Origin of the sequence: Yersinia bercovieri ATCC 43970, assembly GCF_013282745.1 — a bacterium.
Taxonomy (GTDB): domain Bacteria; phylum Pseudomonadota; class Gammaproteobacteria; order Enterobacterales; family Enterobacteriaceae; genus Yersinia; species Yersinia bercovieri.
In genome coordinates this window covers 3,192,567-3,206,388 of sequence record NZ_CP054044.1, presented here as the reverse complement: position 1 = coordinate 3,206,388, position 13,822 = coordinate 3,192,567, and the positions used below count along the sequence as shown (strand labels likewise).

Sequence of the window (13,822 nt, the reverse complement as noted above, 5' to 3'; positions counted from 1 at the left end):
TAGGTGGTTATTCAATTATTAAATAAGGAGTTTTATGTCATCACTTAATCAAACATCTGTTCGCGCTCAGCAAGGTGGACCCGATGCAAACTTACCTGGTGAAGATCATTTGATCGCCCATGAAGCTTTGCTTATCGCATTAATGGTTGAATGCGCTAATGAGTCCGATAACGATCAATTTCTATCGAGTGTCCGCGGGACACTTAACGAAATCTTAGGTACCGCACGCTATCTTGATGCCAGCAAGATAGCTAATGGCTTGATCGATGAGGCTGATGATAAAGCCAACCGCTAATAGTTAGCCCTCTTATTGAGGGCTATCTTGGTTTATCTCTAGGCGCTGAATAGCTATATTTATCATCCAGATAGCAACAATAGGAGTTGTAATGTCCGGGCAAGATAACACCACCGGCTCCATGATATGGTGGGAAAAAACCGTTGAATACTACTTCGTGGCTAAATATTTAAGTAAAACCGCAGCTATAGCCCCATTAGATGGCAACCACGAAAAAGCCGGTGACAATATATTTGCTCAGGGTAATAAGTGGGTATTAATTGAATTTAAAAGAAGTAAAGCCGATCTAGACTCTGAAAAAGAAAAATTTATAAATTATGACCAAGCTAAAAATACATTGTCCGCGTTTGATAGCCACCACTTCCTAATATACGGTGGTCTGCTTAATCCGGGACAATTTGAACTCTGGGCACAAACCTACTTCTCCGGTAGAACCGGCATCGTCCTAGATGAAATTCTCAATAATGGTAAAGGCATAAGAGCTTTTATTCTTTATGTCAAAGCATTTATTGCATTTAAAAAAGGCGGTAATCCTGGTGGTTCAGGAGGACTGGGGCTAACAGATTATGCTCAAGTGGCTTGCATCAATAAGGATGGGGAGATATGCGCTTGTATGTCTCTTACTGATTTCCGTCGATCACTGGGTGTAAAACCGACACCTGAAGCCCAACATGAAAGTGCAGCACCGGGTATGTAATTATCCACCTGTTGATATTAAGCGTGGTACTCATTACCTAATGAGTAATAGTGCCACCTTATCTTTGTGCCATCCCCAGATATTATGAAAGGTGATTTCAGGCACAAAAAAACCGCCTCTCGGCGGTTAACGACATACTCATACTACTTTGTTTTACTTAGAATATTTTCCATGGTGCCCGGGGCGGGACTTGAACCCGCACAGCCATAAGCCGAGGGATTTTAAAATCCGCGTTAATTTGATTTAAATCAATAGGTTAGCCAGAATCATCCTAACATGGGCATTGATAACCCACCAAAACAATCAATAAGTTACCGCATTCTCATGCCGCAAGTTAGGAACAATATCTTGGATAAAACATCCTAATTTAAACCGAACAATTAAGCCCAGTTTGAATTTTACTCTTACGGTGCTACCGGCTACTCAATATCAGGTACCTTTGATGTATAAATGCGTATCGATGCTACTATCCATGCCCCCCACCCCCGTATAAACCTCAATCAACTTAATATGACTGGTACGCAGTCTTTCGGGCCGCGTCCATAATATCACTCTATTTTCAGAATATTCGGAGCTTAAATCATTAGGAGTAACCAGATAAAACCCAATATGCTTGAACGAAAAACAATGTCGTATTATCGGATGAGTCAATAAACACAGGGAGATAAAGAAATGGATGCGACGTTGCTTTCAAGGATGCGGTCAGGTGGCAGGATTACAAGCTGGTCAGAAACGATGGTGAACCTGGAGGCCCGTAAGCTAATTAATATCGCGAACACGCTGTCCGCTTCCCACCTTAGTGATAGTCTGACCCGGATAAATTTTATCCAGGAAATAAAGGAAGTTGTTGAGCAACAGTTCGCTGCCGCGCGGCGTGCTACATCGGACGAAGAGTGTATGACCTGCATACAAAATCTGAGAGTGGAGACGGAAAACCTTCAGGCACAGGACCAGATGTTGCGGCTGAAAACCGCGAAACTTTACGCCAAAGTGGAGTTCGTCCGGGAAAATAACAAAATTGTTGGGTATGTTATTTCAGCTGTACATATTGTTGTTTCCGGTGCTGCTCTATTCGGCGGATTTATAATGATTTCGACGATGAATCCAGTAGGGGTTTTAGCGGGGGCCACGCTCATTGTTGATGGTTTCAATGGAATCTCAAAAGAAATTATCAACCATTCATCTTATGGAGAAAACTCGCCATCTCAAGGTATTTTTGCTGATGGGGCTATGGAGATAGCTCAGTTTATGGGGTTCAGGCCGGAGTCTGGACTGGCTTTTTATAACGCAACAACGCTAGGTGCTAGCGTATATAGCATTTTCGGACTTGCGATTAAACCGGGGGCTTGGCGATTATTCCGGTGGATACCTCGGGACTACTATCGTAAGGTTGAAACGATAAGTCGCCCCAAACTGACGATGAAAATAGTGGGCTATGGTGTAAAGGCTAAAGTGATTTTCGATCTGCTTTCCACAAATGACCCGTCACATTAATTTCGGTTGGCTCTCCAGAATCGCCAGGACTTATAAGTAAGTACTGGTGGTTGAGCAAACATCATAATGGATATGCCTAAAAGAAAAGATAGGCCCCCGGCCACGATTTTTATCGTTGAGCTGAATATAACCAAAAAAATAAAAACCAATACACATCCCGTGGCTACCCAGGTCAGAGCCCGGAAGCGATTAGCTAGATCTTGAATGGCTTCTTCAAGGGTTCCGCCATAGCTTTCTACGTTATTTTTAATTTTCTGAAGATCTGTATGACTGAAGCCAGAGCTTAACAGTGCTTCCTCGCTTACTCTCATTTCCTTTTCATCCTTAAAAACGATTGACATTCCTTAGTCTATATACCAGAAAATAAACCGTTGGTCGATGAATATCAATTTTAATGTTAAGTAACATATAGTTATATTCTTATCGTGTTTTTTTGTACGGCCATCCCCATCAAATACAGGTGTAAGGATTTATAAACACGGGTTATTACAGTTAGGGAGTTATACCCGTAGACTGACTGAATAGACCGGACAATTAAGCCCGGCTTTGTATTTCAGTGGTCAATTAAGCCACAATGATCGTTTTCAACGATCAATCTCAAGAAATTGATCGTCACAAACAATTTGATTACATTCTGTGTTGCGGTGAGGATTGCTTATTCTTAAAAGAAGGGGCTGTGTACTTGAAAACGTTACTGATTGTGATCGCAATTTTGGCAGTTATTGGTCTGATAGCCTGGTTCATCTTTCGCTCAGCAGTTGAAGATACCAAAGATGACTACTTATAAAATCCGACAGTTACCGTAAGACAGAACTTATTACCATTTTCTATCTTTGCATCATTTGCAGATAGGAACATATTACCGTTAATATCAAACAAGGTAATTCGACAATTTTTATTCGAATCCCCTCCTCCATTAGATAAGCTGGCACCAAGTTCAATCCGATGCCCTGAAAAACCCGCGTTCATGCCAAAAGACCAACCGATCAGCGAAATGTAGGGTTTATATAAGTCAAAATATATTCCGAACTCATCATCAATATCATAACGAATAGCTACTCAATCTGACCGTCAGCTATGAGCGAGGTATAGTCATTCGGTCCCTGAGAATTACACTTTGAAGTGATTCAGGGTATGCGCTTACTGGTTACGAATATTGAGCGAGAATCACGTGATGATCGCCGCTTTTCTTTCGAGCCAGTAGGTGCTCCACGTTCGCTAACGAATACTCAGGGCATGCAGATAAACTGCTGGCTATATTTCTTTCGAAGAGCGTGGAATGCATACCAATCCCCGATAAAAAGGAGTTGGTGATGACTGTGACTAATCAATTTGCTGCGCACGTTGGTCTGGACTGGGCTGATAAAAAACACGATGTCTGTGTTCAGTTTAAAAACGGTGAACGCGTATTCGATGTGATTGAACATACAGCAGAAGCGCTTGATGCCTGGCTTACTGAGTTACACCAGAAAGTAAAAGGTAGAATCGCAATTGCTCTCGAACTGAAGAAGGGCCCTGTAGTATATGCTCTTCAAAAATATCCCTTTATCACCGTTTTCCCCGTCCACGCTTTGTCCCTGGCTCGTTACCGACAAGCCTTCTCGCCCAGCGGCGCTAAAGATGATCCGCAGGATGCCGAGCTGGCATTAGAGTTAATGCTGCGTTACCCCCAGAAGATAAAAGCTATTGAACCCGACAATGCGGATATTCGCTTACTTCAGCAACTGGTTGAGCAACGTCGTCAGTTGGTTGAAGATAAACGACGCTTTGTGAACCGGATAATCAACACGCTTAAACAGTATTATCCTCAGCCACTGGAGTGGTTCTCACATAGGGGTAGCTTACTGTTGTGTGAGCTGATTATCCGGTGGCCCAGTCTGCAACAACTGAAACGAGCCAGGCGCGACACGATCCGCAACTTTCTGAATGCCAAAGGTGGCCGCGCAATGGCCCTTACCGAGCAACGTGTTGCGAGTATTGATAACGCGATCCCATTGACTACAGACCCGAGTGTTATAGAGGCTAATGCTTTGATGGCAACAGCACTGGCGACACAAATTAAAGTCGTGAGTGAAATCATCAAAACCTATGACGAACGAATCGAAACGCTGTTTGACACATTGCCAGATGCGGGGCTGTTCAAATCACTTCCGGGCATGGGGCCGTGTATGGGCCCACGGATGCTTGCTGCACTTGGTGATAACCGTGACCGGTTTAACAGCGCTGAAGAAATTCAAAACTACGCAGGTATTGCACCGGTGACAGAACGAAGTGGCCAGAAATCCTGGGTTCACTGGCGATGGCAGTGTGCCAAGTTCGTCAGGCAGACCTTTGTTGAATGGGCTGCCAAGACGGTTAACTCATCATACTGGGCCAGACTTTATTATCAGGGACTGCGAGAAAAAGGAAAATCTCACCAATCTGCAATCCGGGCTCTGGCGTTTAAATGGATAAGGATCATTTACCGCTGCTGGAAGACCAGAACCCGCTACGACGAAGCGAAATATTTGCTGGCTCTCGAAGCGCGACACTCGCCCTTACTGAAGCCATAAAAAGCTTGTCGAATGTCTCAGGGCGTGAAGCGGACAAAATGTCTTACAAAACCCACTGCTCAGAACGCTACCGGTTTTAAATGTGTACTTTTCCAGAACCCGCTCAAGCGATACAATCGACTCTGTTACAGATAATTTGCAATTAAATGGTCAATCGTATTTTTCTAAGTCGGTCAATGCATATTTCCCCCGCTCTGCTACTGATTTGGATGTATCAGAAGCAAGTATATTTGCCAGTTTAAATGCTTCATCACCAATATTATCCAGTTCTTTTATAAGCATTGCACCAGCTATACGTCGAACCATAGGGGAGCGGTCGGTTGTTGCCATCCTCAAATTCTCAATAAAGGGAGTTGTAGAAGAAATTATTCGTTCTTTAAGAACAGGAATGCGTCGCCGTATACCGTTTACTTTGTCAACCCACTGCCATGTCATTCCCTCAGCCCAAACAAATTTACTTTCAAACTGACAACGATACGCTTTTGCTCGTAGGGAGGGTTGAATGGATGTTTCTGCAATCTCAGCGATGAAGTTGTCTAAAGCGGTTGTTCGCCCAGCTTGTACAAATATTGTAGAAACAGGCCCTGAAGATGATTTTAGAAGGCGCTTTTTCAATGACTCAGTTACTTTCTCCATTAAAATAACTTTCATCAACGCTTCTTTCTCTACACTCCCCATTCTTCCCCAAGAATCCCAGTAAGGCAGTGTTATAAACAAGACATCAACAATAAATTCAGGGTCAGATTTTTCAGCGATTAATGGCAGTGCATCACAAGCTGCAGCTCTTACTTGGGGAACCCAGTCATTTAGTTTTCTTACAACTAAAGCTAATAAAAAACTATTCGGTGCCCCACCTGATAATGTCCTTAATGCTCTCTCCCGCCTGAAACCATCGGCGTTACATAAGTCCATCCATTTGAGTGAACCGACCTGGGGAATCTCATTGCCACTTTGTTTCTGACTGTATTTTTGAAGTGAATAGAAAATCTCTTCTCTAATTAAACGCTCCCAGTCATCTAGGCTTCTTAAGGGCAACTTTGAGGTGACAGCGATAAACTTGGATATATCTGGCCTTATTCTTTGATACAATATATCAAAGGTTAGTGACTTTTTAACAGATTCAACAACTTCCTGCTTAAGACTATCCTGCGGCAACATGAATCACTTTCCTTGTAGAAATTTATCGGCTTTTATTTCTCTATAAAATAACAAGAAATCAAAGTCAATAAATATTTTCCTGCTGGGTTTTTCTTTGTATATAACCCCCTCCTAAAAGGAGCTAAATTCCGTAAAATAAAAGACTGTATAAGCAGTCTTTGTCTGGACCTTCCAGAACTATGTAAGTCAGGACTATATCTCTGCTCCTTGCACAAAATGGACAGGATCTTGGGACTCAGGGTCTGCTATGAGCAAACCCCCTTGATTGAGTATAATTATCCCATCCAGACGAACCGCGAGCTTTTAGATGTCTGACCTAACAAGCCAAAGATGTCCGTTCCTGGCACAGGGCCGACTGTCGGATCTCTAATTACATCCAGAACAGAAAAGTGTCAGATTAAGTATGAGTCAGTACAAGCTATTACTTATTAAAATACGGATTCACCCGCTCCATCGCCTGCTGTACCAGTTTGTTTCTGGTTGCCATCAGCCGGTCTATCTTTTCTCTTTTCTGATCCGCCGTGAGTATTCGGTCGCGCCGCATCATTTCAATCTGGGCATTCAGTGCTTTCACTTGTTTCTGCGTCGCTGTTAGCCCCTACCCTCACATTGTCATGACGTAATTATAGCCACTTAACAAATATAGCCCCTTGCCACCCAAGACCAAGCAACCATAATAAGGGCGTAGCATTGTCGCGCCCTTTCCTATTGAGGAAAGACCAATGACCAAACTACTGACTCACACTGAATTGAAAGAGATCACTGGTTTTGTTCAACCCAAGAAGCAGTGTGAATGCTTACGTGAAAATGGCATTTTTTTCATCGAGCGTAAAGATGGTAGACCTAGCACCACATGGGCGCATGTTGAGTACCCTCTTTCTTCACGCAATAGCACTCATAGCATGCCTGAAGACCAACCTAATTATGGGGCTATTTAATGTCACGTCCACGCAAGAATCCTACAGATAACTGGATGCCTCCACGGGTTCGTAAAGGCAAGTCTGCATATGAGTTCAGGGCAATAGACGGGAGAACAATCCGACTATGTAGTTTTGAATGCAGTCAGGCTGATGTATGGATTGCCTTTGAGAAATTAATGATCAGTCAAAAAGAGGATTCGACATTTGCTGGTTTGATTAATGAGTTTCTATTGTCAGGTGATTTCTGCGAACTGGCTTTCGATACTCAAAAGGATTATCGAAAATACTCATCAAAGATAATAGCTGTGTTTGGAAAAATGTCTCCAGACAACATAAAGCCAGAGCATATTCGAAAATATATGGATAAACGCGGAGCAAAAAGCAGAGTTCAGGCAAACAGGGAGAAGTCCTTTATGTCGAGAGTGTTTCGCTGGGGATATGAGCACGGAAAGGTAAAATTAAATCCTTGCCAGGGGGTGAAGCAATTTAAAGAAAAAGCCAGAACTCGCTATATAACAGATGACGAATACATCGCACTTTATGATGTTGCTCCTGCGGTCGTTAAGGTGGCGATGGAGTTGGCATATTTATGCTGCACCAGGCAAGCGGATATTCTAGATATGAAGATAGGACAGATACTGGAGAGCGGCATACTTATACAGCAAAGTAAAACTGGCGTTGCCCAAATTAAAGCTTGGACACCTCGGTTGCATGAGGTTATACGACTGGCAAGCACTCTTCCCCTAAACAGCGGCGTTATGAGCATCTACTTGTTACACCAACAATCAGGGTCACGTTTCACCCGTGATAGTTTTAATGCCACTGGATGAAAGCAAAAAAGGCAGCAACTGTGAAGTATCCCGAACTGGAATTTAATTTTACGTTCCACGATCTGAAAGCAAAAGGCATCTCAGATCAAACTGGTTCGCTATATGATAAGCAGGCAATTTCAGGACACAAAAATGCATCACAGACTGCAAAATATGATAGAAAAATTAATATTGTTCCAATCGTTGGCGGGCAAGATATGGCGAAGTGATATGGCGACACAATGGTGAAAGGTGATTTCAGGCACAAAAAAACCGCCTCTCGGCGGTTAACGACATACTCATACTACTTTGTTTTACTTAGAATATTTTCCATGGTGCCCGGGGCGGGACTTGAACCCGCACAGCCATAAGCCGAGGGATTTTAAATCCCTTGTGTCTACCGATTTCACCACCCGGGCTCTGGAAAACTGGAGGCGCGTCCCGGAGTCGAACCGAGGTAGACGGATTTGCAATCCGTAGCATGGCCACTCTGCCAACGCGCCTTATTCTCTGTGCCTTTACAGCTTAGGTCCGCTTACAGCCAACCTATTAATTTGGAGCGGGAAACGAGACTCGAACTCGCGACCCCGACCTTGGCAAGGTCGTGCTCTACCAACTGAGCTATTCCCGCAACATCAGAACTTACTGATTCTTTTGCTATCTTTCGACATTTTGTTACTGCCGTCTGATGCGATGCATTCTACTTACCTGACGCAATGAGTCAATAAAATTATCTGACTAATGCGTTCGTTTGCTGCTTTTTACGGCGCTTCGATCAAGGTTCGAGCAAATCTTTCCAGGCAGCGTTTAAATATTGAAACATTGACCAGAATGTCAGTACCGCAGCAATGTAAAGAAGAACAAAGCTGGCAAGCTCAATGTTATGGTCTGGGCGCCAAAGTAAGCCAACGAGTGATCCCATTTGAGCTGTTGTTTTAACTTTACCAATCCATGATACCGCGACACTACTGCGTTTACCGAGTTCCGCCATCCACTCACGGAGGGAGGAGATGATAATTTCTCGGGCTATCATAGTCGCAGCGGGTAGTGTAATCCACCAGACATGGTAATGCTCAGCAACCAGCACTAACGCAATGGCTACCATCACCTTATCCGCTACCGGGTCAAGAAAAGCCCCAAAGCGGGTTGTTTGCTTCCATCTACGGGCTAAAAAGCCATCAAACCAATCAGTGGCTGCTGCAAACACAAATATGATGGCACAAACCATCGGAGCCCATACGAATGGCAAATAGAACGCCAGAACGAAGAATGGGATGAGCACAACACGAAACAGGGTAAGCCAAGTCGGTATATTCAATTGCATAATGCTACGATAACTATCTGGCTGGTGTGGACATTATGAGTATGGTGCAACATTAGCCTCAGTGTTTCAATGCATTGTAGATTTTTTCTGCCAATGCTTGTGAAATACTCGGCACTTTTGCAATTTCCTCGACGCTTGCGTTAAGTAAAGGTTGTAGCCCGCCCATATATTTCAGCAAAATTTGCCGTCTCTTAGGGCCGATCCCCTCTATCATTTCTAACGCGCTGGTATTTTTTACTTTAGAACGACGCTGTCTGTGCCCGGTTATTGCGTGGTTGTGAGAGTCATCACGGATATGTTGAATCAAATGCAACGCTGGTGAGTCTGGTGGTAGAGAGAAACCTTCCCCTTCCGCCGCCAAAAACAGTGTTTCCAGCCCCGCCTTTCTATCACTCCCCTTTGCAACCCCCACTAATAACGGTTTTTGCTTATCCCACGGCACGTTGAGTGAAGCAAAGACGTCAAAAGCCTGAGACAGCTGACCTTTCCCACCGTCAATAAAAATAACGTCAGGGATTTTTTTCTCATCTAACGCCTTGCCATACCGACGCTTAAGCACTTGAGACATCGCGGCATAATCATCACCGGGCGTGATACCACTAATATTGTAGCGCCTATATTCTGAACGTACAGGCCCATTTGCATCAAATACAACACAAGATGCTACCGTTTGCTCGCCCATCGTATGACTGATGTCAAAACACTCCATACGATTGATCTCATCAAGATTAAGTATCTTGGCTAACTCTTTCATTCGCTGATGAATAGTTGATTGCTGCGATAAACGAGTAGTCAATGCAGTTGAGGCATTTGTGCGCGCAAGTTTCAGATAACGCGCCCGATCGCCCCGCGGGCGACTTTGGATCTGAATTTTCCTTCCGGCCAACTCAGAAAGAGATGAAGCCAGCAGCTCCTTCTCTTCAAGTGTGAAATCCAGCAGTATCTCGCCTGGGAGTGTACGCCCCTGACTTCCTTGCAAGTAAAACTGCCCGACAAATGTCTGGACCACTTCGCTTAGCTCAGTTCCCGCAGGAACTTTCGGGAAGTAACTTCGGCTCCCAAGCACTTTCCCCTGTCGTATAAACAGCACATGGACACAAGCCAGTCCGGCATCAAATGCAACACCGATAACATCGAGATCCTCACTGTCACCGGAAACAAACTGCTGCTCGGTAACTCGCCGTACAGCCTGTATTTGATCACGAATACGCGCCGCATCTTCAAAATGCAGCGATTTACTGGCTTCCTCCATACGAGAAATCAGTTGGGTTAAAACTTGCTGATCTTTGCCCGACAGGAACAAGCGCACATAATCAACCTGGCGCTGATACTCTTCATCACTCACCAGCCCCGTAACACAGGGGCCTGAACAACGACCAATTTGGTATTGCAGGCAGGGGCGTGAACGATTGCGATAAACACTATTTTCACACTGCCTGACCGGAAAAAGCTTTTGCAATAAAGCCAAAGTTTCGCGAACAGCATAGGAGTTTGGAAACGGCCCGAAGTACTCCCCTTTCTCGTGCTTTGCTCCGCGATGGATAGCCAGACGCGGATGGGTATCCGCGCTTAAAAAAATAAGTGGGTATGACTTATCATCTCGCAGCAACACATTGTAACGAGGCTGATAAAGCTTGATGTAATTATGCTCAAGCAGCAAAGCTTCCGTTTCTGTATGCGTCACGGTCACGTCAATCTGAGCAATATTTTTGACTAAAGTTTCTGTTTTACGACTCGCGACTTGGGCACGAAAATAACTCGTCAGGCGTTTTTTAAGATCTTTTGCTTTGCCGACATAAATAACTGTCCCCGCCTTATCATACATACGGTATACACCAGGCTGGCTGGTGACAGTTTTTAAAAACTCTTTAGAATCAAAACAATCAGTCACTATTAGATAACATCTCCGCGTTAAACAGACCATGGCGGATAGCCAAATGTGTCAATTCAACATCACCACTAATATTAAGTTTGCTAAACATCCGGTAACGATAGCTGTTCACTGTTTTTGGGCTCAAGTGAAGTTGCTCCGATATCTCATTCACCTTTTGGCCTTTCGTTATCATTAGCATAATTTGTAATTCACGCTCTGACAAACAGCTAAAAGGTGTTTCAGCAGGCGGCTCCAACTGACTCAGCGCCATCTGCTGTGCAATATCCGAAGCAATGTAACGTTGCCCCGAATGAACAGCACGGATAGCCGTGACAACATCCTGAGGTGCCGCACCTTTACTTAAATACCCACCAGCACCCGCCTGCATGACTTTCGCCGGCAAGGGATTTTCCGTATGAATGGTTAGCATGATAACTTTAGTATCCGGAGAGTAACGCAAAATCTTGCGCGTAGCTTCCAACCCGCCGATACCGGGCATATTCATATCCATCAAAACGATATCGACAACATGGCTACGGCACCATTTTACCGCATCTTCACCACACTGCATCTCACCCGCTACCTTGATACCCTTGATATCTTCAAGAATGCGTCGTATCCCTGCGCGCACCAGTTCGTGGTCATCAACAAGAAGAACGCTAATCAAAGAAAATTCTCCAAAAATAAGGGAGTAACCTAATCATGCTTTGTTTACGACAATGATATTACTTGTTTTCGACCAAATAATGAATACAGAAAAATTGCAAAATCATATCTATATTGTTTGACATATATTATTTTCATCAACATTTTAACTATGTACATAAATTTGCAGACATATCATTTAACAGCCTGATAAAAAAGAGAAGTTTTTTTAAGATTTTTCTTGCTGCAACTCAGCTATTCATACAAAAAAATAATTACCTGCATTAAGAGAATTAGTTTATACCCAAGAAACACAACGTATTGATACATCTAAAGATCAAGTGACGTGACACTCATTCTCTGATATAGGAATTATTCTTAGTTTTGTTTATTTATTGTTTATCTCTTATTCATTTTCACGGCGTGTGATTCTTGACACAAATTACCATTCGAAAATGATATGGTTTTTATGAACATAACTAACTTAATTAAGATAAAACGTACATTAAGATAAGAAATATTGATAAGCAGCGCCTGTCATCGGCACAAGTACGGTCGAATTTTGGGCTACCAATAAAAGATTGCGCACTTGTTATCAAAGCAAACTATCAGTTTATGGTATAATGCAACAACTGTTTAATAATGCCGCGAATGTTCACTGCGATACTGGGCTCCCCAACATCACCTTGTTCACTGGCAAGCTATCACTTCAGGAAAAAAAATGAGTAATCCAGACTTTACCACTTCTGCTGACCCAGAAACTTTAGCAAATGAAGTTGCGTGCTTAAAAGCAACATTGACTCTACTGCTAAAAGCAATCGGCCAAGCCGATGCTGGGAAAGTAATCTTAAATATCGAACGCTCTATTGCCGGTATCGAAGACACTGCTCAAGCTGAAGTTTTCACCAATACAGTAGCCCAAATCAAGAACGGTTATCGTCAATAGCAGCTAGAAATAACATGTAATAAGCCAATTTTACCCTGCTGCCTGATTTATAAGTTTCATTATTTTCATTGAAATATATTCAATCGGCAGCTTCTTTTTTATCTTTCGAGAGTGTCATGGGATTATTACTTAAGGCACTGATCGGTGCCAGTGTTGTGATATTGATTGGGATATTATCGAAAACGCGTAATTACTATATTGCGGGCTTAATTCCCTTGTTCCCTACTTTCGCCCTCATTGCACACTATATTGTCGGTAAAGAGCGTAGTATTGAAGCATTGCGCACAACAATTATATTTGGTTTGTGGGCCATCATCCCTTACTTTATCTACCTGATATCCCTTTATTATCTCATCGAGCATTTACGCTTATCACAAGCTTTAGTTGTCGCTGTTATATGCGGGACTATTGCTGCATGGGGACTTATCTCCGTCTGGAGTCAATGGCACAGCTAACGAAAAATCACACCCAAACCTCATATAATCAACGCAATAACAATAAGATAAGTGCATGAATAGCTAACATTGTCACAGAGAAAATAAGATTCAGGTTATTGATAGACCGCGACCTGAGCTCATCTGAAGACTCATCGCTTACCTGAATTTTCCTAATTCTGTAGATCCAATACCCGCCAAGTAGCACAAAAAGCAGCGCTAACGACACCGCCAATAGGGGATATCCCCACACTAGATACTCACTCAGCGCTGCAATAGCAAACCAAAGAATGACAAAGACCATAATGACCACCTAAATTTTTAGTCATTCGAGCTTAGCACACTCCTTAAAAACCATTAAGTTGTGCCAAGAAGAAAGTAGTAAAATTTCAAAAACGATAAAAAACTTCAAGTATAAATACATCATAAAGATTAGCATCAGGTTAGTAATTCGTTAATTTCCCTACAGAACGATGACACTAATCGAGCATAAAATCAGAATATAATATTTAGCAAAAACCACAAAACCAGTTCAATCACCTAATCACAAACTAGAGAGTAACAAAGAAGACCAATAAGGTCACAATTCACTCTACATTGCGTACAAAAATAAAATGCTAAAAAAACTAAATTAAGTAGTTTTACTACATCAAGAATTCATCGCATTGGCCGTTA

Annotated in this window: 14 protein-coding genes, 3 tRNA genes and 1 pseudogene; 8 read left to right on the top strand and 10 right to left on the bottom strand. The window is 43.0% G+C overall.

From position 1 onward, the window contains the following. The first annotated feature begins 34 nt into the window (after window positions 1–34). From HRK25_RS14465 to HRK25_RS14455, 3 genes are all read left to right on the top strand, one after another. Complete coding sequence (locus HRK25_RS14465; protein ID WP_032898763.1) at window positions 35–295, top strand: hypothetical protein; 261 nt, start codon at window positions 35–37, stop codon at window positions 293–295. Window positions 296–386: 91 nt separating this feature from the next. Further along, window positions 387–992 carry a hypothetical protein gene (locus HRK25_RS14460; RefSeq protein WP_005278594.1) on the top strand — a complete coding sequence of 202 codons (606 nt, stop codon included), beginning with the start codon at window positions 387–389 and terminating at the stop codon, window positions 990–992. 672 nt (window positions 993–1,664) lie between these two features. Next, window positions 1,665–2,486, top strand: a complete 822-nt coding sequence (locus tag HRK25_RS14455) for a DUF4225 domain-containing protein (protein WP_099460455.1) — start codon at window positions 1,665–1,667, stop codon at window positions 2,484–2,486. Here HRK25_RS14455 and HRK25_RS14450 read toward each other — a convergent pair. Further along, window positions 2,483–2,827: a hypothetical protein gene (locus HRK25_RS14450; protein WP_338113427.1), complete on the bottom strand. Its 345-nt coding sequence runs from the start codon at window positions 2,825–2,827 to the stop codon at window positions 2,483–2,485. The genes HRK25_RS14455 and HRK25_RS14450 overlap by 4 nt on opposite strands. A 972-nt stretch (window positions 2,828–3,799) precedes the next feature. Here HRK25_RS14450 and HRK25_RS14445 point away from each other — a divergent pair. Continuing rightward, window positions 3,800–5,038, top strand: coding sequence for an IS110-like element ISEsa2 family transposase (locus HRK25_RS14445; RefSeq protein ID WP_032899238.1), 1,239 nt, complete (start codon window positions 3,800–3,802; stop codon window positions 5,036–5,038). Between the two features lie 150 nt (window positions 5,039–5,188). On the opposite strand, the gene HRK25_RS14440 is transcribed toward HRK25_RS14445, so the two are convergent. Then, entirely contained in the window at window positions 5,189–6,196 is a 1,008-nt protein-coding gene (locus HRK25_RS14440; protein WP_005279928.1) for a hypothetical protein, read from the bottom strand. Window positions 6,197–6,617: 421 nt separating this feature from the next. Further along, window positions 6,618–6,770 (bottom strand): hypothetical protein, encoded by a 153-nt coding sequence (locus tag HRK25_RS14435; RefSeq protein ID WP_005279930.1) that lies wholly within the window; start codon window positions 6,768–6,770, stop codon window positions 6,618–6,620. 148 nt (window positions 6,771–6,918) lie between these two features. Between HRK25_RS14435 and HRK25_RS14430 the strand changes: the two genes are divergently transcribed. Beyond that, complete coding sequence (locus tag HRK25_RS14430; protein WP_032899198.1) at window positions 6,919–7,134, top strand: DUF4224 domain-containing protein; 216 nt, start codon at window positions 6,919–6,921, stop codon at window positions 7,132–7,134. Next, window positions 7,134–8,155, top strand: a pseudogene (locus HRK25_RS14425) (tyrosine-type recombinase/integrase). Before HRK25_RS14430 ends, HRK25_RS14425 begins: the two are co-directional and overlap by 1 nt. Window positions 8,156–8,258: 103 nt before the next feature. Here HRK25_RS14425 and HRK25_RS14420 read toward each other — a convergent pair. From HRK25_RS14420 to uvrY, 6 genes are all read right to left on the bottom strand, one after another. Further along, a tRNA-Leu gene (locus HRK25_RS14420) sits at window positions 8,259–8,344 on the bottom strand. A gap of 10 nt (window positions 8,345–8,354) precedes the next feature. After that, window positions 8,355–8,428: transfer RNA gene (locus tag HRK25_RS14415), tRNA-Cys, on the bottom strand. A gap of 52 nt (window positions 8,429–8,480) precedes the next feature. After that, window positions 8,481–8,556, bottom strand: a tRNA-Gly gene (locus HRK25_RS14410). Between the two features lie 144 nt (window positions 8,557–8,700). Then, window positions 8,701–9,249, bottom strand: coding sequence for a CDP-diacylglycerol--glycerol-3-phosphate 3-phosphatidyltransferase (gene pgsA, locus HRK25_RS14405; RefSeq protein WP_032815476.1), 549 nt, complete (start codon window positions 9,247–9,249; stop codon window positions 8,701–8,703). A gap of 58 nt (window positions 9,250–9,307) precedes the next feature. Further along, window positions 9,308–11,140: an excinuclease ABC subunit UvrC gene (uvrC, locus tag HRK25_RS14400; RefSeq protein WP_032898139.1), complete on the bottom strand. Its 1,833-nt coding sequence runs from the start codon at window positions 11,138–11,140 to the stop codon at window positions 9,308–9,310. Then, window positions 11,133–11,789 carry a UvrY/SirA/GacA family response regulator transcription factor gene (uvrY, locus tag HRK25_RS14395; RefSeq protein ID WP_032898140.1) on the bottom strand — a complete coding sequence of 219 codons (657 nt, stop codon included), beginning with the start codon at window positions 11,787–11,789 and terminating at the stop codon, window positions 11,133–11,135. Before uvrY ends, uvrC begins: the two co-directional genes overlap by 8 nt. A gap of 699 nt (window positions 11,790–12,488) precedes the next feature. Here uvrY and HRK25_RS14390 point away from each other — a divergent pair. Both HRK25_RS14390 and HRK25_RS14385 read left to right on the top strand, forming a co-directional pair. Next, the gene (locus HRK25_RS14390; RefSeq protein WP_005275539.1) at window positions 12,489–12,713 is read left to right on the top strand and encodes a DUF2594 family protein; all 225 of its coding nucleotides are present in this window, start codon (window positions 12,489–12,491) and stop codon (window positions 12,711–12,713) included. Between the two features lie 116 nt (window positions 12,714–12,829). Then, window positions 12,830–13,168: a GlpM family protein gene (locus tag HRK25_RS14385; RefSeq protein ID WP_005275545.1), complete on the top strand. Its 339-nt coding sequence runs from the start codon at window positions 12,830–12,832 to the stop codon at window positions 13,166–13,168. A gap of 28 nt (window positions 13,169–13,196) precedes the next feature. Here the strand turns inward: HRK25_RS14385 and HRK25_RS14380 are convergent, their stop codons facing one another. Further along, window positions 13,197–13,451 carry a hypothetical protein gene (locus tag HRK25_RS14380; RefSeq protein ID WP_032898141.1) on the bottom strand — a complete coding sequence of 85 codons (255 nt, stop codon included), beginning with the start codon at window positions 13,449–13,451 and terminating at the stop codon, window positions 13,197–13,199. Between the last annotated feature and the right edge of the window lie 371 nt (window positions 13,452–13,822).